The sequence below is a fragment of the Gemmatimonadota bacterium genome (assembly GCA_009838845.1).
Lineage (GTDB): Bacteria > Latescibacterota > UBA2968 > UBA2968 > UBA2968 > VXRD01.
The window spans coordinates 101,741-124,275 of the sequence record VXRD01000022.1; the positions used below are offsets into that span (position 1 = coordinate 101,741).

Here is a 22,535-nt window from a genome sequence, read left to right on the forward strand (position 1 = left end):
AGATGGTAGAACAGGCGTTTGGGATCTGTTGTTCCCGCTCGACTTTCACCTTGTATGAAATATAAAATCCCAAAACTAAAGGTTTTCTCGCTTCTCCCCCCCATCCGCGTCTTACCCTTCCTTTTCTTGTGCGCTACCCTATTGCACGCACCCACATGGGCGCAATCTCAGGCAACCACCGGCGTTATCCGCGGCTTTGTCTGGGATCAGTTCGGCAACCCCATTGGCAATGCCACCATCGCCCTCAAAGAAACCAGCACCAATTACCGGCGCACCCTCACATCATCCGATCTGGGGATATTCACCGCGACCCTGTTACCCCTGGGTTTTTACGACATCACAGTACAGGCGGAAGGACAAGCAGAAGTGCGTCAAACAGGGGTGCAGGTGCGGGTTGGCGAGACAGTGGAACTCGTCTTCAAAATGGCATTGCAAATGGACGAAGTCCTCATCGAAGCAAAGAGACCCGCCGTTGACATCACCCAGAGCGAAACAGCCACGCGCCTGCCCGAAGCAGCCGTGCAGGACCTGCCCAACAACGGGCGCAACTTCCTCAACCTCACGCTGTTGACTCCAGGAGTGAGCATTGTGCAAGGCCCTGACGGCGATGAATTGACCATTGCCGGTCAGCGCGGCATACACAACAACATCTCGGTAGATGGTGCGGATTTCAACAACCCCTTCTTCGGCGAACAGCGCGGCGGACAGCGCCCCGCCTTCACCTTTAATTTAAATGCAGTAGCGGAAATGGTAGTCATACCCCAGGGAGCCAATGCCGAATTTGGACGTTCCAGCGGCGGCTTTGTCAATGTCATCACCAAATCGGGCACCAACCAATTCCACGGCTCCGTGCATTTTTTTGGCAAACACGACGCCCTGTCCAGCACAGTTAGGCACAACGGGATGGAACGCACGCCCAATTTCAAACAGGGGCAATTCGGCTTCACCCTGGGTGGCCCTCTAAAAAAGGACAGAGCATTTTTCTTTGCCGCGTATGACCAGCAGATTTTCAGAGATACCAGACAGAACAATATCGGGCGCGGGGATGCCCGCCTGCGCCACTTCATGGCCTCCGAATTCAACCTATCCGACGACTACGGCGCCATTGACCGCACCAACGATGCCCGCGCTTTTCTCCTCAAAGTCGATTACCACCTGTCGGAGGAACACTCCGCCACCTTCAAATACAATTACACCTGGTCCGAACAGGAAAACGGCACCTTTGATGTTGACTCCTGGGCGCGCAGCGCCAATGCCATAGAAAGGGACTGGTCACACGCCTTTAACGGCAGTCTGGTATCACTTCTATCCACCAGCACGATCAACGAATTCCGCTTCCAAATCGCCCGCGAAGACCGTCCCCGTCCCTACGGTGGACCTCACAATCCCAATACCGGGCGGCCCTTTCCCGATACGGGCATGGACTTTGTACACGGCTATCGCTTTGGCATGCCTTTCTTCATCCCCATCGAATACTACGACTCTCGCATCCAGTTGCTCGACAATATCTCCATAAGCAAGGACAATCACCTGATCAAAGCCGGGATCGAATGGAACCGCGTCGAATCCGTACAAACCTTTATCGGTTTTGCCAATGGACGCTACATCTTCAATTCCGTAGATGGCTTTCTCAACTTCGTCCAGCAGGGCAATACCTATGTCGAATGCTCCGACGGCAGCACTAGCACCACCGGGACCTGTCCCGACGGAACGGAAATTACCGGGCCTGTCCTCATCTACTTGCAGCAGTCCGGCGTCGGCGGCCTGAGCGTGGAAGAAGCAGGCACACAGAAGATCCCCCAGCACGAACTGGCTCTGTTTGTACAGGACAGTTGGCAACCCTCGAACAAACTCACACTCAATTACGGCTTGCGCTGGGAAGCGCAGATCCAGCCCGATGTAATCACCGATCCGGACGAGGTCTTTTTCGCAGATTTCATTGGCAAAACTGTCACCAATCAGACGGGCACATATACATTCCCCTCCAACGGCAAAATCCCCTCTACCTGGGATATGTTCCAGCCGCGGTTGGGCATAGCTTACGATGTACACGGCGACAACAAGACCCTGTTGCGGGGCAGCGCGGGGATCTATTACGCCCGCATCCCCGGCTTGAACCTGGCGGGCACCCGCTCGACCAATGGCTCGCGCGGGCAATCCATCTTCCGCTCCAGCGCCCTGACGCCCATTTTGGGTCCGCCTCCACCCTATGGCGAGTTATTGCCCTCCCCCACAGGCGATCCCTTCCGCCCCAATATCTTTGTCTTCGACAAAAATTTTAAAAACCCCCGCACCATCAGCACACATGTCGGCCTCGAACGCGAATTGCCTGCAAAGGGGGTAGTCGGTACCTTCGGCTATACATACTCCCACACCGACAATCTCACGCGCTTTGTCAACCGCAACGACGCGGTCTTCGGTTCTCCCTGGTCAACGGGTTTGGGTCCCAATGGCAGCAACGGCATCGGCGACTTAACCGTCGTCGAAAGCACGGCCAAATCGCGCTACCACGGCCTCAGCTTTGGGCTGCGCCAGATGGTGCAAGACAAATTCCAATTCCAGATGAACTATACCCTGTCCTGGGACAAATCCGACGACGACAACGAGCGCGATCCCTTCACCTTCCGCTACGTCGATGCAACGCAATTAGACCGAGAATGGGGCTATTCAGACCGCGACCAGCGCCACCGCTTCAATCTGTGGACCCTGACCAGATTGCCCGGCGATATATTCCTCAACAATCGCATAAGCTACTATTCAGCACAACCCACCTCCGCATCCTGCACGGGCAAGCCCACGACCAATCCCTGGGGTGCTATCTCTGATCGTATATGCGCCGACGGCAGCATTATCCAGCGCAACACCCTTCGCAAAGACAATGCGTTTTTCTCCTGGGACACGCGCCTGTCCCGCCCCATCCCATTGGGCAACAGCCATCTGGAAGCCATCGTCGAAATCTTCAACCTGCTCAACACAGACAACTTCCGCGATCCCTCCACCGCGGGCCTGCTCTTCAACTTTGACGGCACCGTTCAATCGGGCCTCGGCGACCCACGCGAAGTGCAAATCGGCATGCGCTATGTTTTTTGATTGCTGTGAGAAAGGAGATGGAAAATGAGTGAGTTTCAGTCAGTGCAACGCAAGCCGGAGCCACTTCGACCTGATACCTTCTTTACTCACAAGGGCGAGCCAGCCTCCTTTTCTGTACTGGACTTCTGGATCTGGATGGCTTCCGATGTCTTGAACAATATCCTGCGTGGCATGGTCGCAGAATACATCGTAAGTCAAGCCACCGGGGCATGTGCGCCGGTCAGAGTTGAGTGGGATTCCGTCGATATAAAGACTCCGAAGGGAGTTAAAATCGAAGTCAAATCAGCCGCTTACCTTCAGTCATGGCCTCAGAAAAAACCATCTGCAATCTCATTCAATATCGCAAAGAAACGTCCCTGGGATCCAGAAACAAACCAGTACGGAGAAACGCGAGTTCGCAACGCCGATGTGTATGTCTTTTGCCTTCTCACTCCTAAGGATGGTCGAACCGTCAATCCCCTTGAACTGACGCAGTGGGAGTTTTATATTCTACCAACGAGCACGCTTGATACCTCTCTTGGAAACCAGAAGACCGTCTCGCTCTCGCGTCTAAAAGAGCTGGGGGCCGTGGCACTGGGGTATGACCAAATCCGCAACGCCGTTCTGGAAGCGTACGGTGATGGACGGAAAAACATATGACAACATGAAACTCGTGCGCTACATTTTTTGCTCGCTTAAAAAGGCTTCAACACTAAAAGAAGATTCACAATGAATAAAAAGATCCTGAACGAAACAGAAATATGCGACCTCTTCATTACCCCAGCGATCAGCAGAGCCGGTTGGGATCAGTACACTCAAATCCGCCGTGAATATATATTCACCGCTGGTCAGGTTCGCCTCCAGGGCAATCTGGCCTCGCGTGACGAAAAAACAAAAAATAAGGCTGACTATGTGCTGTTCTACCAATCAAATCTTCCGCTGGCCGTAGTTGAGGCTAAAAATAATCGCAATTCGGTTGGAATCGGGATGCAGCAGGCACTCGGTTATGCCGAAGCCCTTGATGTGCCGTTTGTGTTTTCATCGAACGGCGACGCCTTCCTGTTCCACGACCGTACCGGCCAGTCCTCCCCCATAGAAAAGCAACTTAGTCTGGATGAGTTTCCATCCCCAGATGATTTGTGGCGGCAATATCGAATATGGAAGGGACTGGACGAAGAATCCGATAAGCTCGCTCGCCAGCCCTACCACGAAGACTTTGAAGGTAAAAATCTTCGCTACTATCAGCGCGTCGCTATTCAGCGGGCAGTTGAAGCCATCGCACAAGGGCAGCGTCGAGTGCTGTTGGTCATGGCTACTGGTACGGGCAAGACATTCACTGTATTTCAAATTATATGGAGACTGTGGAAAGCAGAGAAGGTCAAGCGGGTACTATTTCTTGTGGACCGGAACATTCTCGCGTATCAAGCCGTCACCAACGACTTCAAACCCTTTGGCCCAGTAATGACCAAGGTCGGAAATCGCAATATGGACCCAAGCTATGAGGTCTATGTCGCACTCTACCAGGCCGTCAGTGGTAGCGAGGAGGAGAAAAACGTCTATCGTCAGTTCAGTCGAGGTTTTTTTGACCTTGTGGTCATTGATGAGTGTCACCGGGGCAGTGCCCGGGAGGACAGCGCGTGGCGGGAAATCCTCGATTACTTTGAACCTGCCATCCAGCTCGGTCTTACGGCAACACCAAAGGAGACTACGAAGGTCAGTACGCTTACTTACTTTGGGGAACCCATTTACAGCTACAGCCTTAAGCAAGGCATTGAAGACGGCTTTCTCGCACCGTTTAAGGTCATGCGTATTGACCTCGATAGGGACTTACAGGGCTGGCGACCATCAGCGGGCATGACCGACGACCTCGGACAAGAGATTGAAGACCGGATCTACAACCAGCTCGATATGGACCGGGTACTGATCCTGAATGAACGCACTCGGCGCGTCGCTGAAAAGATCGTTGAGTATATGTTAGCCACTGACCCTTACGGCAAAACTATTGTCTTTTGTGAAAATATTGACCATGCCGAAAGAATGCGTTCAGCACTGGTCAACGAGGTCGCTAAACATCTGCCAGAGGAGGCCGGTAATACTTCGAAATTTGTAGTCCGCATTACCGGCGATAGCGACGAGGGACGGCTCGCGCTTGATGACTTCATCCATCCCGAACATCGCTATCCGGTCATTGCCACTACCTCAAAGCTGTTGACAACAGGCGTGGATGTCAGGACCTGCAAACTCATTGTGATAGACCAGCGCATAGAGTCGTTGATTGAGTTCAAGCAGATCATTGGACGAGGAACCCGTATCCACGAAGATATGGGCAAGCTCTGGTTCACTATTATGGATTTCAGAAAGGCGACTGAGCAGTTTGCCGATCCAGATTTCGATGGAACCCCAATGGTCATCTACGGGCCTCACAGGGACTATCCCATTCTGTCAGATGATAACGAGAAAAATGGAGACAATGAAGCTCTACCGATAGAAGGTGCGACTCGATACGTAGTCAGCGACGTTGAAGTGCAAGTCTTAGCCGAGCGCGTCCATTACATGGACCGGAACGGCAAGCTCATCACCGAGTCCTTGACCGACTACACACGAAAGACCGTTCAGCAGGAATATGCTACCTTCGACGATTTTCTCCAGCAATGGAACGAGGCTGATCGGAAGGCGGCTATTATTGAAGAGTTGGGCAATCATGGCGTCCTATTTGAAGAGTTACGGGCGCAGGTCGGCAGAGAATTCGACGCTTTCGACTTGATATGCCACATAGTGTACGATCAGCCTATGCTTACCCGACGCCAGCGAGCTAATAAGGTCAAGGAGCGAGACGTCTTCACTCGCTACGGCACACAAGCCCGCGCTGTCCTTAACGCCCTAATTGACAAGTACACGGACGAGGGGCTAACTGCGGTTGAAGACCTCGGCATCCTGCGTGTACAACCTCTATCCGACCTCGGCACCCCAGTAGAATTAGTCCGGCATTTCGGAGGTAAAGACGAATACATTGCCGCTGTGCAGGCACTTGCCGAAGCCCTCTACGACCAAGTGGCATAAGGCACAGACGCTTGATCAATGCGTAATACTATACTATCCACCAAACTGAACAAAGGAGAGCCTGAACTATGGCCCTATCCACCACTATCAAATCCATCCAAGACATCATGCGTAAGGATGTGGGCGTCGATGGCGACGCTCAGCGCATTGGTCAACTTGTCTGGCTGTTATTTCTCAAAATATGGGATGATCGAGAGCAGGAATTAGAGATGCTCGAAGACCATTTCAGGTCTCCTTTGATCGACGTAACCTGGGTGGAGGAAGGCGAGACCCGCACTGCTGCGGACTTGCGCTGGAGTGCCTGGGCCGCTGATCCGGAAGGTGACACTGGCGATAAACTGCTCACCTTTGTCAACGATACGCTATTTCCCGCGCTCAAGGGCATGGAGGTCGGATCGCTCGCAAAGGATACGCGGGTGCTTCGCCGCCGCCTGGTGCGCGGCGTTTTTGAGGATGCTTATCAGTACATGAAATCCGGCACCCTGCTGCGACAGGTCATCAACAAAATCCAATCCGACATCGACTTCAACGACGCCACGAATCGGCACTTATTCGGAAATATCTACGAGCAACTCCTCAAAGACCTCCAAGGAGCCGGGAACGCTGGTGAATATTACACGCCGAGGGCAGTGACCCAATTCGCGGTGGATATGATCAATCCCCGCCTCGGCGAATCCATTTTAGACCCGGCCTGTGGAACTGGTGGTTTTTTGTCGTGTGCCATTGAGCACATTCGCCGACAAGATGTAAAGACACCCGAACAAGAAATGCAACTACAAGAAAGTATTCAGGGCATAGAGAAGAAGCCCTTACCGCATTTGCTTTGTACCACCAACATGATTGTGCATGGCATTGACGTACCAACTGGCATTCAGCACAAAAACTCTCTGTCCCGGCCACTACACGATATCGGCATGAGTGACCGGGTCGATGTCGTGCTTACCAATCCGCCATTTGGCGGCATGGAGGAGGACGGCATTGAGGGCAACTTTCCAGCCCAGTTCCGCACCCGTGAGACCGCAGACCTGTTCCTGATATTGATCGTGGAGTTGCTCAAGCCTGGTGGCCGGGCCGCAGTGGTCCTGCCGGACGGTACTCTATTCGGTGAGGGCGTGAAGACCCGCTTGAAAAAACGCCTGCTCACCGAATGCGAGCTGCACACCATCGTGCGTCTGCCCAACGGAGTATTCGCACCGTACACCAGCATCAAAACCAACCTGCTGTTTTTCGAAAAAGGGAGACCGACCACTGAGGTTTGGTACTACGAGCATCCCTACCCGGAAGGCTACAAATCCTACTCCAAGACCAAACCAATGCGGATTGAAGAGTTTGAGCCTGAAAAGGCGTGGTGGGACAATCGGGTTGAAAACGAGTTCGCATGGAAAGTCGGCATTGACGAGATACGCGAGCGTGACTTTAACCTCGACATCGCCAACCCCAACACAGTTGAAAGCAGTCACGGTGATCCTGATGAACTGCTGGCATTGTACGAAAAGGAACGAGTAGCGGCGACCAAAGTAAGAGATCAACTAAAGCAGGCGTTGGCCGAGGCATTGGAGAGAACAGCATGACGACGAAGGAGTTCATTGAGGTTTTTGATACGATTACAGAAGCCCCGGGGGGTATTGATCAATTGCGAGAGTTGGTACTTCAGCTTGCCGTGCAAGGGAAGCTTGTGCCGCAAGATCCGAATGACGAACCGGCGTCGAAATTGTTAAAACGGATTGCGGCGGCCAAAGCGCGAACATCAAGAAAGGGCCGAGTTAAGGTACGAAAGGTTGTGGACCCTGCGTTAACAAGGCTGAATTATCATTTACCAAGTGGCTGGGCCTCAGCACATCTTTCGGATCTTACCCAAGTACTCAACGGACGAGCCTATAAAAAAAGTGAACTTCTTCTGGAAGGAACGCCTGTCCTGCGTGTTGGCAACCTTTTCACATCAAATCAATGGTATTACTCGGACCTTGATCTCGATAAAGACAAATATTGCGAAGAAGGCGATTTAATCTATGCGTGGTCCGCATCATTTGGGCCGTTTATTTGGCGTGGGCCTAAAGTAATTTATCACTATCATATCTGGAAACTGTCGCTTTTTAGTGAAATCGATCTGAGGAAGCAGTATCTATACAATGTTCTTCTCCAGAAGACTCAGGACATCAAGAATGCAGGCCATGGTATTTCAATGGTCCACTTGACAAAGGAGAAAATGGAACAGTTGGTTGTTCCACTTCCACCTCTCGCTGAACAACACCGCATCGTAGCCAAGATCAATGAATTGATGGGGTTGATTGACCGGCTGGAGAATTCCCGATGTAGCCGAGAGGCCGTCCGCACCGCAGCCCGGAACTCAGCTCTCGCCGCGCTATGCAATGCCGCTACGCCCGCAGAAGTCGAGGCTGCATGGACACGCATTGCCGAGCAGGTAGAAGACTTGTTCACTACACCTGATGATTTGACGCCACTACGCGAAGCCGTACTTCAGCTTGCAGTGCGGGGGCGATTGGTCCCGCAGGATCCGGGTGAGGAACCGGCGGCGAATTTGCTGAGACGCGCTAAGACATCAAAGAGCCGGGAGATAATTGAGCGCAAGATTCGCAGGAATAGCGAGCCTGAATTGTCGGAATCGGCGGGGGAAGTCAGTTCTCCAACCCACTGGGTTTGGACACACCTCTATGATTTCGCTCTAGTACTTGGCGGAAAACGATTACCGGCTGGTGCGTCTTTTTCCACTGAGAATACCGGCAACATCTACATCCGCGTTACAGATATGAAAGACGGATCAATTTCGACTGAAAATCTCCAATACATCTCGGATGATGTGCGAGATCGAATTGCCAAGTACACTATTGATAGAGAGGACCTATACATCACGATCGCTGGAACTATTGGAGATGTCGGCGAGGTTCCGAGACATTTTCACGGTCAGAATCTGACGGAGAATGCGGCAAAGATCGTATTCCGTGAAGTGGACAAGAAGTTTCTTCTATTGGTTCTCCGCTCGGGTGATGTGCAAGAACAGTTTCAAGAAAAGATAAAGCAGATGGCCCAACCAAAACTGGCCCTGAAGCGTATCTCAGGTGCTCGCGTGCCAATTCCGCCTCTCGCCGAACAGCACCGTATCGTCGCGAAGGTCAATGAACTAATGGGGCTGATTGACCAGCTAGAGCAACACCTTAGCGTCAGCGAGAAACATAACGCGACCTTTATATCTGCTGCTGTCAATTATATAAATACTCAAGACGAAAAAATGCTGCATCAAGCGTCGGACATCTCTTTTGGAGCGTCAATTGTAAGTAAGTGACGTGCTTGGACCTCAATATATCGATCAATTCCTACACAATATCCTTTGCCCCGTAATCATATTGGTAGTTACTCTTTGCTCCAGGCAGTTAGGATTTGAATATACGGTAATACTCTCTTCGGCAAAAGATTTCTGACAAAGACTGTTTTACGGTCATTTTCGGAAAGACTTCCAAAGATCTGCACTACATCCCATGAGAACTGTTCGCACGACTGAACGGAAGATAGTTCGCGCAACTGCTGGCCATGACATCGACGCAGGATAGGTCCTCTACCGCATGGACAAGGATGATGTCCTCGGTAGCTATCGTCGGCCAACACCTTCAGAAGACCGAGCACGGCTAAATGGTCATCTACATTGAACAGGTCTTGGTAGTATTGCCTTATTCCCATCCATCCGTGAGCAAGCTCACCGAACGGTATCTCACCATAGTCGCGCTTGTAACTATAAAAAAACAGATAACTGATAAGTTGGTCGTTGATGAAACGAAGGAGACTCTTGTGTGGTAAGAAGTTCTTGCGAATCTCAAGTGGAGCTCCTAAACAAAGGCTCCCATCCGACATGAGATGTTCAAAACTCTTATCGATCTTATTTCCGGTCTCAAACGCGGTTGGCGGTGACTCTGGATAGTCGTCCGGTATGTGAAGCGCAATCTGATATGTATCTTCAACAGTGCGAGAGTTGTGGCACATACAGAATCCGATCATGCCGCAAATCTTCAATTTGCCCGAAGTTAGTACGAGTTCCAGACTCGGATGTTGAGCCTGGATCTCCACCATTTGTTTCATTACCAGTTGTACCGTTTCCTCTTGCATATAAAATCAAACTCCCCAAGGTCTGCTTGGAATCGATGGTACCTCAATTCTCGGTTTCGTTGGCTGCTGGGATTTGCTCGGCGTGAGCACGACCGCTGCAGCTCCCTGAGATGCCCGTGATGCGAATTTCGCCATTGTAGCCCTGCCATCTCGCTGACCAAATGCTTCGACCAAATAACCTCCAACTTTTTCGAAGCCTGCATCAGTGAGAAGCTCCCGGTACTCCTGTTCAAGATTATTCAGCCATTGGAAGAATAGTTGGGCTTTCCGAGGCTTTTCAGCCCACTTGTCGGCGAAGTTCTCCTGTGGATTTACCGGGTTGGGCACCCAAAAGACACCATTGCGATACTCAATGTGACTACGCATACATGGAACGACATTCAGTATCGCTTCCCCTATGCTGGCCTCGTTATTATAAGCCTGTGCCGCGAGTGTGGTAATGATGATTGAGATGGGTTTGTCGTCGTCACCATTGTAGCGCATATCGCGGTGACGCTTGAGAATTTGGATGAGTTCCTGAAGAGGAGTTCGTACTTCGAAATCTTCAATTTCCTCTACCGCTGCGCGTATTTCCATTTTGTGAGCGTACTTAGCCTCGTCGAGGTCTCTGCGTAGTGCCTTTACATGGGCGTACTTGGCTTCGTAGAGGCGCGTCTCCATTCGACTCTTGAACCACGCTACATAGCCTTTTGGATTGCTCCGAGGCCAATTTGGGTCAACATCCCAAGTCTTACTATCAGTTATGCAGATGGCACTCTCTGCCCATTCCGGCGGAACCCCTAATTCAAGAAGCCAGCGATAATCGTCTGGGATGGCTGGGAGCACATCGAGATGAAACTTGGTGCTTTCCGCGTAATGAATCGTCCAACAGCGGCGCCCACCTTCTTTGGGGTCGATCATGTCCTTGTAACGACTCTGCGGATGCTTGAGACGGTCCCCCACGAGATTCTTTAGCTGCTTCTGGGTCACCTGGACGGCGGAGAGTTGTAGTTGGCACACGGCATCTACGTCGTACTCATCACTACCGATAGGTCGTACTGCGGTGCCTAATGCAAATGATCCCTGTGGGTAAATGATGGGTTTGTAAGGGGCTAATTCAGAGCCATCCGCGTCTAACCATGCTCCGACAGCGTCATAGCGATCTTTGGCCTCCTGGTACCGAGACGGCGGTACCGCGATCTCATTGGCGAGATCTTCAAAAATTTGACTCAATTGCTGGTGACGAGATAGATTGTTCATGTCAATTTGCTCCTTTAATTGATAAGAATTGGGCAATTTTGGGTGAGTGGTGGGTGAAGGTATGGTCAGCAACTGAAATCCAGTCGTCTCGCTTGCTCACCGAGTCCAAGGGCAACGGCTGATCTGATTCAAAATTCAAACGAAGAACTTGCTTCGAATCAAGCGGACTCTCACCAAACAAAAGACAGAGCATGTTGTGGGCGTTTTCTGACTGGAGATTGAGGATCAGATCAATGAACTTACTTCGTTTCCAGCGGGTCACAAAGCCCCAGCCTTGCCAGCTACGAAGTAAACAGTCTCTGAATTTGTCTTCGCTCCGGGGATAGAACACTTTGCTTTTGCCGGTGCCGATGGAGAGCACTCTAATATCTTCGAGTGGAATTTTAAGTCGATAGTTAGCGTCAATAGCTGCCACCAGAGAAGGATTGTTGGCCCAGAGGCCCCCATCAACAAGTCGGTATTTGTCGTCAATTACTACAGGATCGAAGTAGGTCGGTGCAGAGCAGGATGCCAAAACAGCATCCGACACGCGTACCTTACAATCTCTCGTAAATGTATTGTTATACTTGGATTTAAGGACATGTACACATCCGTTTCCAATGTCAACAGTAGGCAGGATGAGGGGAATCTCAACTTGCCCCAAGAGCGTATCACCCAGTTCTTTCTCAAGGAGTTCCTTGAGCTTCCGACTCGAATAGCGACTGGTAAATAATTTAAATGGATCGAAACGTGATCGAAGACGAGAGGTGAAGATCGCTCTGCCATGGGTCTCGTAAAACTTGGTTAGCTGCGCTGCGGTCAGATTACAGGCTAAGCCAGCGGCCAGAATTGCACCTGTGCTGGCGCCTGCCAGTATTCCAAATTGTTTTTGCCAATCAATCTGCCACTCCTCTTCCATTCTTTTTAGAATATGGGCTGCAAAAATTCCTCGGAATCCACCGCCATCGAAAGATAAAATATAGAATGGTGTACTCATAAATTCCGTTTCCTCCTCTACTATCGCATCATAATGTTAGCCGATTAACCACTTGCGGTTAAAGCCTTTGTTGTGTTATCTTTGTATGTATTATAGAAAATACAGGATTTAAATATTTCCGTCAACTCTTTATTTCCGAAATCGACAACATGGAAAGAAAAAAATTAGCTAAACCATCTGAGGTCTTCAAGGATCGCCTACGATCGGCGCGTGAGAATCTCCGTCAAATGACCCAGGTTGATCTCGCTAGAGCAATCGGTCTGCCGCCAAGTTCCATTGCTCATTTCGAGAGTGGTAATAGAAAGCCCTCGTTTGATAATCTGCACAAGATAGCCAACGCGCTAAACGTGACGACCGATTATCTCGTTGGTCGAGCGGATGATCCAAACACCACCGCGTCGGCCGATCCGATCTATCGGCACGTTGCGAATCTCACAGACCAGAACCGCCGAACCGCCGAGGACTTTCTCCGTTTTCTCGCTGAACAAGACCGGAGGCAACGCGAGGGCGATCATCAATGAGGAAAGTATCCAGCCATCGTCAGAAGTCGCTGGTGCGAAGAGCTGAACGGTTACTCCAGGACGAAAACCTTTTGGAGTTGCCTGTTGACCTTGAGGCTCTGTCCCAGACCCGCGGAATATTAATTCGGGAGATGGAGGCAGACGAGGAGGGAGTATCGGGCATGCTCCTGCGCCATGGTGACACATTTGGGATCCTATATTCTACTCAAATTCCGAACATAGGATTTCAGCGATTCAGTATCGCCCACGAACTCGGTCACTACTTTATTGACGGTCATCTAGACCAAATTCCATTCGATGATAATGTGCATCGTTCACGGGCAGATTTCGTCTCCAATAATTATTACGAACGCGAAGCTGACCACTTCGCCGCCGGTCTCTTGATGCCGATTACACCCGTTCGCAGGATTATTCACAGGTCTCCCAGCGGTCTTGGCGGCATCCAAGCTGTTCAGGAGGAAACGAATGCCTCTCTCACGGCCGCAGCTATCCGCTATGTTGGAATGACAGACGAGGCTGTGGCCATCATTGTCAGTAGCAATGGAATCGTCGATTATTGTTTTATGTCCGGGACTATGAAGTCATTAGAGGGAATAGATTGGTTACATAAGAATACGCTGGTCCCCTCAGACACCATTACAGAGTCTACTTGGAACAAATCGGAAGAAGAGCAGCGCGAGGCTTATGCCGAAGGTGAGATCGATATCACGGCTTGGTTTGGTGGCCGCAGGTCAGTTGCAGCAGGGGAGGAAGTAATCGGACTCGGAAGCTATGGTCGAGTACTAACTGTTCTGACTTGTCATGATCTAATTGATAATGACTATATAGACGAGGTCTCTGACGAGGCATTGGAGGAGAGTTGGACACCTCGGTTTCGGCGTTAAGCAACCGTTAGGCTATATCCATGCATACTGTAGTGGAATTACCTGAATACATGCGTCAGGCAAAACGGCTGCTATCGGAGAACGATGGTCAAGAGCTAATCAATTATCTGGCAGAGTACCCCCAAGCTGGGATTATCATGCGCGGTACAGGAGGAATCAGAAAGCTTCGTTGGTCACGCACGGGAACGGGTAAGCGCGGTGGTGTACGGGTTATCTACTACTACCATAATGAACAGATACCGATCTATCTCTTGACATTGTATAGCAAAGGAGTGAAAGACGATCTCACCTCCTCTGAGCGTCGTGCATTGCGAGAATTAGTCCAAACCTTAATCGAAACGGAGAGGCCCCATGAGTAGCGTTTTTGAAAGCATCAAACAAGGATTAACAGAAGCAATTGAGCATGCGGCAGGCAAGGAAAGTGAGGCGGTTGTGCATTTCCCACGCACCCCTGATGTAAAATCCATACGGGAGCAAGTCGGGATGACGCAAACGGCCTTTGCAACTACGTTTGGCGTTAGCCTCAGTACGCTACGTCGCTGGGAGCGCGGTGAGCGCACCCCTCAGGGACCTGCACGGATGTTGCTACATTTGGTAGCCCACGAACCTCAAGCGGTTTTGCAGGCGTTGGAGAAAGTGCGTTGAACGACCGACCAGCATCGCGTCTCGTTACCTATCACGAGGCGAAACCAAGCATGTTTGGCAGGGACCGGGACAAAATTCGCATCCTCGGCGACATCATTGAACCGATCGGCGTAACGTGGGAGGCAGAAAAGGGGAAAACGTGGGAGGGGAAAGACGATTCAATCCAATAGAATTACTGTTCCAAAGCCCTATAGCTATTATGACTATCAATACGACTCACTGGGATTCAGCCGAGTACCTCAAAACTGAAGAAGATGTGCAGTTGTACCTGGAAGCGTGCCTTGAAGAAGCTGGTGATGACCCCGCTTTTATAGCCCATGCAATGGATGTAATTAATCGCTCGAGACTGGGTAACTCCAGGAGACCCCGACAAACAAAAAGAGGCGATTATGATTAGAAGTTTCACATTGGATTTTTGGATAGACGATAGTTGGTATGTTGGGAAACTACGTGAGGTTTCCGGTGTATTCAGTCAGGGTGCAAACCTGGAAGAATTAAAAATAAACATCAAAGACGCTTATGATCTAATGATGGCAGAAACAACGCAGAGGATAGATTCCTAACAATGTATCATAAATGCCCGACATTATACTCATTCGCATCCTGCGTTCAACACAGCATCATCGCCAAGGTCAATTGCCAATCTCTTCTATATCCACGATGGCCCGGGGCGAACAAAAATCCCATCCCTTCCTATAAATGTGGTATCGTTGTTGCCTGAGTGAGCTTGGACGAACTCTTCAGCGTCTTGGGAACAGAGATAATCTACAATTTTCAAGACATTTTTCGCTCGAGAATCTGATGTTAGAATCTCTTGCACCTGAGAATCTAATCCCACGGCCAAATCTACTTCCTCAAGATTAACAAAATTTCTCTCTCTCACCCTCACATCATCTGTTTCTCGGATTGTTGCCGTACTGTTTTTCATAAGGGAAACAAAAGGTTGATAATAGGATTCCAGAAATTGATCTTTTCCGCTTGAAATTTCAAAATCGGTGTCTGTTGAATCAATCTCGCCTGAACCTTCCAGGTGGGTATTATGTATTGAAGTGAACATGGGGCTTATGGAGGATAGTGACTATGAGATGTACCGAATAATCCGAAACTTTCATCTGTACTGAGTCGTCTGTACTTTAGACGTGTACTCAGAAACTTGTACTTTTGTCTAAAAAAAGTGCTTGATCAGATGGATTTCATCATTTAGATTAATCGCATATCCCGACAAAAAAGCCCAATGCAAGAAGATGAAGTGAGGACATTTTCTTGATTTTTGAGAAACAGAGAGGGTAAGATGTTGCTCTTTCCTTTCCCTCCTGACACAGAAATTGCCCTGCGTTTCTTGAAAACGTAGGACTAAATGTGTTTCTTTCTCTGGAGGAATTAGCTCTGTGTACATTGCTGACATATATCCTGGTGAAGAAAAGGCAATAGACGAGCCAGTTGCTTCTCTGTTATCTCAACTACAAGATTTATTCGACGGTTCTCCCTTGTGGTTGATTTTGCAGTCAGACATTTTAGATAAGGATGCCAATAATTTAGACTGGCTTTCTGACGATTTATTTGACCAATTCTTAAACAAAAGCAGCCAAATATCTTCTAAAAACCCAGCATTACTGTTGATAGATTCACCTGGCGGATATTCTCGTGTAGCATATAGGATTTCTCGTCTTTTCAATCGGCGTGCAGGTTTTATTGCAATTATACCGCGTTACGCAAAAAGTGCATCTACACTTTTGTCGCTTGGATCTGAATATATTTATATGGGTAAAGATGCCGAATTGGGGCCATTAGACGCCCAATTACCTGACGTTGACAGAGAAGGTATTATTTCGGCACTTGATGAGGTTCACGCTCTCGAACAATTAAATAATAATGCACTCTCAATCTGTATCGACACATTGAACCAACTGTTAGAAGCGACCAGAAAAAAAACAGAGTTTGTCCTGCCTCATGCACTCGAATATTCAGCTAATTTTGTCCGGCCTTTGCTTGAAAACGTTGATGCTGTTCATTATACACAAATGGCGCGAGTTTTACGTGTAGCAGAAGATTACGCTATTCGTTTACTAATATTAGGCCAGAAACACTCTTTCGACAATGCAAGGGCTATCGCACGGTTTTTGGTACAAAGATACGCTGAACACGAGTTTGCTATTGATTACCGAGAAGCTGATGGACTCAACTTAAAAGTAAAGATGGCATCGCCAAAGTTAAGCGAAATTTTTACAGAGCTAATTCCATACCTAAATGGTGGAATAAATTTAGTGGGACAATTTACAAAGAAAGAAGAACCACAAAACAATAACAAAATTTCAAATACCAAAAAAGCCAAAAAAACCGCCAAGACACCCAAAAAGCCATCTAAAACTGTGAGGAGTAAAACATGAATGCCCAACATCCTACCCCGTTAAATGAAATGCCATCACCACGAAACGAACTCAAATCCACACTTCGGCCAGCACCCTTTCTTGTGCCTGATCCGCCCCGGCCTCCGATGCCTAAGCCAGAAGATGAAAGAGATTCGACTGATTAAAATAATGCCCAAATGCGCAGTAAAAACGCTTGCATTTCAGGGGTTACGATGTTATCTTATAGCAAATCGTAACCCTTTATTTTTTGGTTACATACAGAAAAAAAGAAGGGGCTTACGTCCGTTTTCAGAGGGATCAAGGCTCTTATAAGCGTCCGTTTTGATGAATTCTCCTTGAGGGGATAAACCTAAATTAGCCTTGAGTATAGCGGTCCGGTAGATTATCTCTAAAAACGAGTGATAACCATGTCGAATTACATCCTCCCAACTTTTACGTCCTACAGTAATACCAGCCCAGATCAACTCGGCCCACGTAACGTCTATCGAATGAGAGCCATTGAGGCACTCCCCTAAATCGGGGGAAAATCCTTTTGCGGTGTAATTGAGCTTCGGCATCTTATTTCCTAAAATATTTTCAATAGCAGTAGTTTATCCAGGGTTCAGAGACAGACAGCATTTGGGACTTTTGAAAGCATAAGCAGACGGATTATTTTGTCAAATAACTCGCATCTACACCGCGGTCAATTCGGGAATGTGCTCTTCCTCATATCTCTCAATCAGCACACCAATAACTTCCATCATTGAGGCGAGGGGGTGATCTTCATTCTCGCCTATCACATCAATCAAATCATCCAGTATAGCCACAAGCCGTTGATATTCGCTCTCATCATGAGGAACGAACACAACAGGAGTTAGCACGGGCCATACATCCTGAGCAGTTCGTATTTCCGATACCATAATCTACTCTTTCCCTTTATCGGACTCGTCATGCGTCAAAACCGCACGAATGTAATTTTCTGTCGGTTGTAATGTATTGCTCCGATATCCACATTGCAAGGATTCGCTTTGAACCTCAACGAACTATTTTAAGTGCTCATTGAAATCAAATACCTTGACAAAAGTTAAAAATCGGCTATTTCTTAGATGGATGTAATCAATCGCTTGAGCCAAAAATATGAGCCATTTTGCGAGTATCAAACAGAAGTGATTGAACACGAGGCAGGCCATGTAAGCAACGCACCATCAGAGGGGACTATAACCATGGCTATTCCAAATCCCACCATCAAATTTACCTACGAAGATTATCTGAACACGCCGGACGACAAGCGTTACGAACTTTTGGACGGAGAGTTGGTTATGCCCCCTGCACCGGGAGAAAGTCATCAAAACGTGTCCGCCATGCTCGGATGGAAATTGACTCAGTTCGCGGTTGAGAATCGCATGGGGCGGGTCTATCACGCGCCCTTCGACGTGGTGCTGTCGAACATGGATGTGGTGCAACCCGACTTGATCTTCGTCTCCAATGAGCGCGCTGCTATCATCACTCCCGCAAATATTCAAGGCGCACCAGACCTCGTTGTCGAAATCCTATCTCCTTCCACAGCCGCACGCGATAAGACCTTCAAGCGCAGCCTGTATGCCAAGCACGGCATAACCGAGTACTGGATGGTCGATCTCACCGAAAAAACCATAACAATCCTGCGCCTCGGCGAGCGCGAATTCGAGGTTGTCGATACCTACGGCGAAGGGGAAATATTGACTTCACCCACATTGCAAGGATTCACTTTGAGCCTCGACGACATATTTTAAGACAGCCTTGACAACATTAAAAAGTTCGGCTATTTTGCAATCCCACTGCAAAATAGCCGCTTTTTTCTACCCCAAATGTATATTACCCGCACTCTTGAATCCTTTGTCGCATCTTCCCAATTTCCCTTCTCATCTTAATGATACCCGACCTCTTACCCCTAAAACCCTACCTCCGCGAAACCGTCTGGGGAGGGCGCAGCCTGGGGACACACTACAACAAAGCACTCCCCCCGAGTGTGCCCATTGGCGAATCGTGGGAAGTCTCGGCATACAAAGGGATGGAAAGCATTGTCTCAGTCGGTCCCCTTGCCGGACAAAACCTCGCAGACCTCGTCGCAATTTACGGTGCCGACCTTCTCGGACAGCGCGTTATCCAGCGTTACGGCACCGAATTCCCATTGCTCATCAAACTCCTCGATGCACGCGACGACCTCTCCATTCAGGTACACCCCGACGATACTTACGCCCGTACAGAAAACCTGGGCACGTATGGCAAAACAGAAGCGTGGTACATACTCAAATCAGACCAGGGGCGCGTGGCTTGTGGCCTGAAAGACGGCGTAGATAAACACAGCTTGAAATTATCCATCCGCGAAAACCGCGTACAGGACACCGTGCAATTCTTCGATGTACAGGAAGGCGATGTAATCTTCGTACCCCCCGGCACAGTACACGCCCTGTGCCAGAACGTCATGATCTACGAAGTACAACAATCCAGCGACCTCACCTTTCGCATCTACGACTACAATCGCCCCGGCACCGACGGCAAGCCGCGCGAACTGCACATTGACCGCGCCCTCGACGTCATCGCCTTTGACGCACCCGCGCCAGAACCGCGGAACTCACGTCACGAGGCAAACGCCACACTCATCGGAGCAGAAGACACCGAATACTTCCGTCTCGAACGCTTCGCCCCTGCTGGCATCGTCCAGCACGCCTATCCCACATTCGCGGCACTCACCGTCCTCGCCGGTCAAGCCCAATTAAACAAAACCTTCACCGCTCAAACAGGCGATACCTTCTTCATCCCGGCCAATCGCACCGTCACCGTCTCACCAAAAGAACAGGTGGAATATTTAATCTCATCCTGTGGGTAGAAAAATGAATCAGCGAATCGGGATTTGCACTGATTTTGGGTAGTAGGGTGGGGTTCGTCTATTCGTTGATTCGTTGATTCGTCGATTCTTAAACCTGTGCTTCGCCGTAGAGGTCAATGCGTGCGCGGAGGGAAGGCTTGATGAAAACATCATCGAGGGGAAGTTTGGAAAAAGCGTGTGCGAGAATATCGACCTGCGTGGGCACATCGAGGCGGTAATCGAGAATCAGGCGCTGTTCGCCGCGCACGACACACAGGCCACCAGTACCTCCCATGAGGTCTTCGCGGGATAAGGGAATATTCAGACGATGGGCAAGGGCTTCAAACTCTTGCAGAAGTTGGGAATCTGTCATCATATAAAAATTGGGAAAGAAACTGGAGGCAAGTCACATCTGATATTTGCAAATATAGCGAAATAAAAAAAATGCACAACCGGATCGGCGAAGGTCGGTCCAGTTTTTATGAAAGAATATGCTCTTTGATATATTCTTTCAGGGCAGATAACGTATTTGCATCCCCCGGCAAGAGCGGGAGGCCACCGATTCCATAAGACAGACTGGTATAAAAAGCGTGGGTCTGGTACGCGGAATCCACCTGAGCGGGAAACAGGACAACGGCACTTTTGAGAATGCGTTGAAAATCTGTATCTATCACCTGCCCAATAGCGTCCCGATAAGCGTGCATCTTATCAATATCTTCGCGCATGGGAATCCACGTCCCATTGTAATCTTCGCGGCGATATTTGGCGTCAAATGCATAAATAGCGCGTTCCCTACTGGATTTAGACATTCCAGCACATGCATTCGAGTTGTTGATCTCGATAATCATATCGGGCCTCAGATCATGGGTGAGCGCACGTCCCGACGAGGTGGTATAGGTCATATTGTAGAGACAACGGATGCGGTACTCGCCGCGCTGAAGATATATCGCAGAGGGTTCGCCCTGCGCGGGAGAAACGCTCAGACCGCGATTGGTCAGGTGAAAAAGGTTATCGTCACGGGTCGGAACAAAGCCGATATCACACAGCGTATGAACGAGCGTAAAATAGACCCAGTATTCGTAAAGCGCGTGTGTATCGCGAAAGGACAGATCAAATGGGCCACCCTTACAGGGCGCGAGCGCGCAGTTGAGATCTCGGATAAGCGCAAAAGCCGTCTGGTAACGCACATCGACATGAACGGGCAAAGCGTCATCGCGTCGCGCAGGTGGCAAAGGGAGCAACCGTAGGCAGTGATCCACGTATATTTTCAAACGATGTCCCAGATCGGTATGTGCAATAGATCTCGCGCGCAGTGACAGACGCTTTAAGCGTGCAACGAGATGGCGATTGAGCGATGTATCAATATCGGAATGGCGATGGGTCTCGCGCAAATGCGTACAGACGACATCGTCCGCTATAGGCAAATGCGGGAGATCAGTCTCGCTATGCGTCCAGAATTGTGGCGAGCGAATCATATCGACAATCGCATCGGGGTCGCGGCCCTGTGCGCGATCAACCGCGCGGATGCGTTGAACGGTTTTGAGATGGCGATGCGGACGTTTGAGTATCGCATGCAAAGTGCGGACGAGTTGATTCAAAAGACGATCCAGCACTTGATGAAAGTCTAAATTGTTACCCTTATCATCTGTCAGACGCGTTGAGATACGAGTTTGATCGGGCAAAAGGTAAACGAGTTCGCGGCTAATGCGCTCGAGATCGGCGCGCATGATTTGATAATCGGTTTCGTAGTCGAGATACGAGGGACGCACATCGAGTTCGGCATAGAGCAGATCGACATTATCTGAGCGAATACAAAAACGGATATGCCCCGGATGATCGCCCGTAGCGAGCCGCCCCCACAGCGCGTGCCCGTCGCGGAGAAAACCAAGGGTCTCGACGGGTTGATCGTCGATATAGACCGAAATATCTTTCTCATTGAGCGGACGAATGAGGCAGTTGCATTCGGTGGCTTCTACCAGATGATCGGAAAACACCTGCCCCTGCACGGGAGAGAGCAAAATGCGGGCATAATCATTTTCCGCAACAAGACCATCGGATGTTTTCGAAAAGGAAGCGCGGATGTGTTGACCTGAGTCCATTGTTCGCGTAGATTTCAAAAGGGTTTGTCTTCAACCATTTTACGGAGGTCGCCTGCAGTAGTGAATATAAGGAGGAGTTGTGATTCGTGCAATCTTATGGGATAATGATGGTGTGCTGGTAGATACCGAAGGTCTGTACTTTCAGGCGGGATATGAAGTATTGGCAACACAAGGCGTTGAACTAACGCATAGGGATTTTGCCGAACAATCGCTACAAAAGGGGCTGAGCGTATTCGATTTTCTGCCCGATCAAAATGCCGAATTGATAGAGCAGTTGCGCTTGGAACGCAATGCGCGGTACAGCGCATTATTAGCCGAAGGCGTGCAGGTCGTGGATGGCGTGGTCGAAACACTCGAAACATTCCATGGCCGCGTACAAATGGGCATTGTAACGGGTTCTCGCAGAGATCACTTTGACATTGTTCACGCAAAGACGGATTTACTCCCATTCTTCGATTTTGTGCTGGCAAGAGAAGATTACGAAGAAGCAAAACCACATCCAGATGCGTATTTGAAGGCCATGCGATTGCACGGACTACAACCCGATGACTGTGTAGTTGTGGAAGATTCTGAACGCGGATGTGTCGCGGCAGCAGCGGCTGGTTTGCGCGTACTCGCCGTGCCAAATGCCTTATCGAAATACGGAGATTTTTCATCTGCGTATAAAATACTGAACTCGGTGCGAGATGTCGTAGAGGAGATAGAGAAGTTAGGTTGAATATATTTTTAA

General features: G+C 49.6%; 22 protein-coding genes and 1 pseudogene. 15 read left to right on the top strand and 8 right to left on the bottom strand.

Annotated features, from left to right (window positions below; translation table 11 throughout):
• Nucleotides 1–54: 54 nt before the first annotated feature.
• The 5 genes from F4Y39_03420 to F4Y39_03440 all read left to right on the top strand — a co-directional run bounded on the left by F4Y39_03420 (nucleotide 55) and on the right by F4Y39_03440 (nucleotide 9,430).
• Nucleotides 55–3,090, top strand: a complete 3,036-nt coding sequence (locus F4Y39_03420; GenBank protein ID MYC12753.1) for a TonB-dependent receptor — start codon at nucleotides 55–57, stop codon at nucleotides 3,088–3,090.
• Nucleotides 3,091–3,114: 24 nt separating this feature from the next.
• Nucleotides 3,115–3,729, top strand: a complete 615-nt coding sequence (locus tag F4Y39_03425; GenBank protein MYC12754.1) for a hypothetical protein — start codon at nucleotides 3,115–3,117, stop codon at nucleotides 3,727–3,729.
• A 69-nt stretch (nucleotides 3,730–3,798) separates the two neighbouring features.
• A complete protein-coding gene (locus F4Y39_03430; GenBank protein ID MYC12755.1) occupies nucleotides 3,799–6,129 on the top strand; it encodes a DEAD/DEAH box helicase in 2,331 nt (776 codons plus the stop codon).
• A gap of 68 nt (nucleotides 6,130–6,197) precedes the next feature.
• Nucleotides 6,198–7,700, top strand: coding sequence for an N-6 DNA methylase (locus tag F4Y39_03435; protein ID MYC12756.1), 1,503 nt, complete (start codon nucleotides 6,198–6,200; stop codon nucleotides 7,698–7,700).
• A complete protein-coding gene (locus F4Y39_03440) occupies nucleotides 7,697–9,430 on the top strand; it encodes a restriction endonuclease subunit S (protein MYC12757.1) in 1,734 nt (577 codons plus the stop codon). The genes F4Y39_03435 and F4Y39_03440 overlap by 4 nt, the downstream gene beginning before the upstream one ends.
• A 68-nt stretch (nucleotides 9,431–9,498) precedes the next feature.
• Here the strand turns inward: F4Y39_03440 and F4Y39_03445 are convergent, their stop codons facing one another.
• The 3 genes from F4Y39_03445 to F4Y39_03455 are packed head-to-tail and all read right to left on the bottom strand — an operon-like array spanning nucleotide 9,499 to nucleotide 12,460.
• Nucleotides 9,499–10,245, bottom strand: coding sequence for a hypothetical protein (locus F4Y39_03445; GenBank protein ID MYC12758.1), 747 nt, complete (start codon nucleotides 10,243–10,245; stop codon nucleotides 9,499–9,501).
• A 6-nt stretch (nucleotides 10,246–10,251) separates the two neighbouring features.
• The gene (locus F4Y39_03450) at nucleotides 10,252–11,484 is read right to left on the bottom strand and encodes a nucleotidyltransferase (GenBank protein MYC12759.1); all 1,233 of its coding nucleotides are present in this window, start codon (nucleotides 11,482–11,484) and stop codon (nucleotides 10,252–10,254) included.
• 1 nt (nucleotide 11,485) lies between these two features.
• Entirely contained in the window at nucleotides 11,486–12,460 is a 975-nt protein-coding gene (locus tag F4Y39_03455) for a patatin-like phospholipase family protein (protein ID MYC12760.1), read from the bottom strand.
• Between the two features lie 149 nt (nucleotides 12,461–12,609).
• On the opposite strand from F4Y39_03455, the gene F4Y39_03460 reads away from it, so the two are divergent.
• From F4Y39_03460 to F4Y39_03485, 6 genes and pseudogenes are all read left to right on the top strand, one after another.
• Nucleotides 12,610–12,981 (top strand): helix-turn-helix transcriptional regulator, encoded by a 372-nt coding sequence (locus F4Y39_03460; GenBank protein MYC12761.1) that lies wholly within the window; start codon nucleotides 12,610–12,612, stop codon nucleotides 12,979–12,981.
• The gene (locus F4Y39_03465; GenBank protein MYC12762.1) at nucleotides 12,978–13,865 is read left to right on the top strand and encodes an ImmA/IrrE family metallo-endopeptidase; all 888 of its coding nucleotides are present in this window, start codon (nucleotides 12,978–12,980) and stop codon (nucleotides 13,863–13,865) included. The genes F4Y39_03460 and F4Y39_03465 overlap by 4 nt, the downstream gene beginning before the upstream one ends.
• Before the next feature lie 20 nt (nucleotides 13,866–13,885).
• Nucleotides 13,886–14,224 carry an addiction module toxin RelE gene (locus F4Y39_03470; protein MYC12763.1) on the top strand — a complete coding sequence of 113 codons (339 nt, stop codon included), beginning with the start codon at nucleotides 13,886–13,888 and terminating at the stop codon, nucleotides 14,222–14,224.
• A complete protein-coding gene (locus F4Y39_03475) occupies nucleotides 14,217–14,510 on the top strand; it encodes a helix-turn-helix domain-containing protein (GenBank protein MYC12764.1) in 294 nt (97 codons plus the stop codon). Before F4Y39_03470 ends, F4Y39_03475 begins: the two co-directional genes overlap by 8 nt.
• A gap of 199 nt (nucleotides 14,511–14,709) precedes the next feature.
• Nucleotides 14,710–14,856, top strand: a pseudogene (locus F4Y39_03480) (transcriptional regulator).
• Between the two features lie 43 nt (nucleotides 14,857–14,899).
• Complete coding sequence (locus F4Y39_03485; GenBank protein ID MYC12765.1) at nucleotides 14,900–15,073, top strand: type II toxin-antitoxin system HicB family antitoxin; 174 nt, start codon at nucleotides 14,900–14,902, stop codon at nucleotides 15,071–15,073.
• 86 nt (nucleotides 15,074–15,159) lie between these two features.
• Here the strand turns inward: F4Y39_03485 and F4Y39_03490 are convergent, their stop codons facing one another.
• A complete protein-coding gene (locus F4Y39_03490) occupies nucleotides 15,160–15,567 on the bottom strand; it encodes a hypothetical protein (protein MYC12766.1) in 408 nt (135 codons plus the stop codon).
• Nucleotides 15,568–15,889: 322 nt separating this feature from the next.
• Between F4Y39_03490 and F4Y39_03495 the strand changes: the two genes are divergently transcribed.
• On the top strand, nucleotides 15,890–16,897 hold the full coding sequence (locus F4Y39_03495; GenBank protein ID MYC12767.1) for a hypothetical protein: 1,008 nt from the start codon (nucleotides 15,890–15,892) through the stop codon (nucleotides 16,895–16,897).
• A 233-nt stretch (nucleotides 16,898–17,130) separates the two neighbouring features.
• On the opposite strand, the gene F4Y39_03500 is transcribed toward F4Y39_03495, so the two are convergent.
• Complete coding sequence (locus tag F4Y39_03500) at nucleotides 17,131–17,436, bottom strand: hypothetical protein (protein MYC12768.1); 306 nt, start codon at nucleotides 17,434–17,436, stop codon at nucleotides 17,131–17,133.
• A 114-nt stretch (nucleotides 17,437–17,550) separates the two neighbouring features.
• Nucleotides 17,551–17,778, bottom strand: a complete 228-nt coding sequence (locus F4Y39_03505; GenBank protein ID MYC12769.1) for a hypothetical protein — start codon at nucleotides 17,776–17,778, stop codon at nucleotides 17,551–17,553.
• Nucleotides 17,779–18,081: 303 nt separating this feature from the next.
• Here F4Y39_03505 and F4Y39_03510 point away from each other — a divergent pair, with 303 nt between their 5' ends.
• Both F4Y39_03510 and F4Y39_03515 read left to right on the top strand, forming a co-directional pair.
• A complete protein-coding gene (locus F4Y39_03510) occupies nucleotides 18,082–18,630 on the top strand; it encodes a Uma2 family endonuclease (protein MYC12770.1) in 549 nt (182 codons plus the stop codon).
• A gap of 137 nt (nucleotides 18,631–18,767) precedes the next feature.
• Nucleotides 18,768–19,727: a class I mannose-6-phosphate isomerase gene (locus F4Y39_03515; GenBank protein ID MYC12771.1), complete on the top strand. Its 960-nt coding sequence runs from the start codon at nucleotides 18,768–18,770 to the stop codon at nucleotides 19,725–19,727.
• A gap of 88 nt (nucleotides 19,728–19,815) precedes the next feature.
• Here F4Y39_03515 and F4Y39_03520 read toward each other — a convergent pair whose 3' ends face one another.
• Together F4Y39_03520 and F4Y39_03525 are read right to left on the bottom strand one after the other, a co-directional pair.
• Nucleotides 19,816–20,082 (bottom strand): hypothetical protein, encoded by a 267-nt coding sequence (locus tag F4Y39_03520; protein MYC12772.1) that lies wholly within the window; start codon nucleotides 20,080–20,082, stop codon nucleotides 19,816–19,818.
• A gap of 103 nt (nucleotides 20,083–20,185) precedes the next feature.
• On the bottom strand, nucleotides 20,186–21,805 hold the full coding sequence (locus F4Y39_03525; GenBank protein MYC12773.1) for a DUF2357 domain-containing protein: 1,620 nt from the start codon (nucleotides 21,803–21,805) through the stop codon (nucleotides 20,186–20,188).
• Between the two features lie 79 nt (nucleotides 21,806–21,884).
• Between F4Y39_03525 and F4Y39_03530 the strand changes: the two genes are divergently transcribed.
• The gene (locus F4Y39_03530; protein MYC12774.1) at nucleotides 21,885–22,523 is read left to right on the top strand and encodes an HAD family phosphatase; all 639 of its coding nucleotides are present in this window, start codon (nucleotides 21,885–21,887) and stop codon (nucleotides 22,521–22,523) included.
• The last annotated feature ends 12 nt before the right edge of the window (nucleotides 22,524–22,535 follow it).

Excerpts from the sequence above, each read along its gene's own strand:
- F4Y39_03420 (MYC12753.1), top strand. The coding sequence starts at position 55 with ATGAAATATAAAATCCCAAAACTAAAGGTTTTCTCGCTTCTCCCCCCC.
- F4Y39_03425 (MYC12754.1), top strand. The coding sequence starts at position 3,115 with ATGAGTGAGTTTCAGTCAGTGCAACGCAAGCCGGAGCCACTTCGACCT.
- F4Y39_03430 (MYC12755.1), top strand. The coding sequence starts at position 3,799 with ATGAATAAAAAGATCCTGAACGAAACAGAAATATGCGACCTCTTCATT.
- F4Y39_03435 (MYC12756.1), top strand. The coding sequence starts at position 6,198 with ATGGCCCTATCCACCACTATCAAATCCATCCAAGACATCATGCGTAAG.
- F4Y39_03440 (MYC12757.1), top strand. The coding sequence starts at position 7,697 with ATGACGACGAAGGAGTTCATTGAGGTTTTTGATACGATTACAGAAGCC.
- F4Y39_03445 (MYC12758.1), bottom strand. The coding sequence starts at position 10,245 with ATGCAAGAGGAAACGGTACAACTGGTAATGAAACAAATGGTGGAGATC.
- F4Y39_03450 (MYC12759.1), bottom strand. The coding sequence starts at position 11,484 with ATGAACAATCTATCTCGTCACCAGCAATTGAGTCAAATTTTTGAAGAT.
- F4Y39_03455 (MYC12760.1), bottom strand. The coding sequence starts at position 12,460 with ATGAGTACACCATTCTATATTTTATCTTTCGATGGCGGTGGATTCCGA.
- F4Y39_03460 (MYC12761.1), top strand. The coding sequence starts at position 12,610 with ATGGAAAGAAAAAAATTAGCTAAACCATCTGAGGTCTTCAAGGATCGC.
- F4Y39_03465 (MYC12762.1), top strand. The coding sequence starts at position 12,978 with ATGAGGAAAGTATCCAGCCATCGTCAGAAGTCGCTGGTGCGAAGAGCT.
- F4Y39_03470 (MYC12763.1), top strand. The coding sequence starts at position 13,886 with ATGCATACTGTAGTGGAATTACCTGAATACATGCGTCAGGCAAAACGG.
- F4Y39_03475 (MYC12764.1), top strand. The coding sequence starts at position 14,217 with ATGAGTAGCGTTTTTGAAAGCATCAAACAAGGATTAACAGAAGCAATT.
- F4Y39_03485 (MYC12765.1), top strand. The coding sequence starts at position 14,900 with ATGATTAGAAGTTTCACATTGGATTTTTGGATAGACGATAGTTGGTAT.
- F4Y39_03490 (MYC12766.1), bottom strand. The coding sequence starts at position 15,567 with ATGTTCACTTCAATACATAATACCCACCTGGAAGGTTCAGGCGAGATT.
- F4Y39_03500 (MYC12768.1), bottom strand. The coding sequence starts at position 17,436 with ATGCCGAAGCTCAATTACACCGCAAAAGGATTTTCCCCCGATTTAGGG.
- F4Y39_03505 (MYC12769.1), bottom strand. The coding sequence starts at position 17,778 with ATGGTATCGGAAATACGAACTGCTCAGGATGTATGGCCCGTGCTAACT.
- F4Y39_03510 (MYC12770.1), top strand. The coding sequence starts at position 18,082 with ATGGCTATTCCAAATCCCACCATCAAATTTACCTACGAAGATTATCTG.
- F4Y39_03515 (MYC12771.1), top strand. The coding sequence starts at position 18,768 with ATGATACCCGACCTCTTACCCCTAAAACCCTACCTCCGCGAAACCGTC.
- F4Y39_03520 (MYC12772.1), bottom strand. The coding sequence starts at position 20,082 with ATGATGACAGATTCCCAACTTCTGCAAGAGTTTGAAGCCCTTGCCCAT.
- F4Y39_03525 (MYC12773.1), bottom strand. The coding sequence starts at position 21,805 with ATGGACTCAGGTCAACACATCCGCGCTTCCTTTTCGAAAACATCCGAT.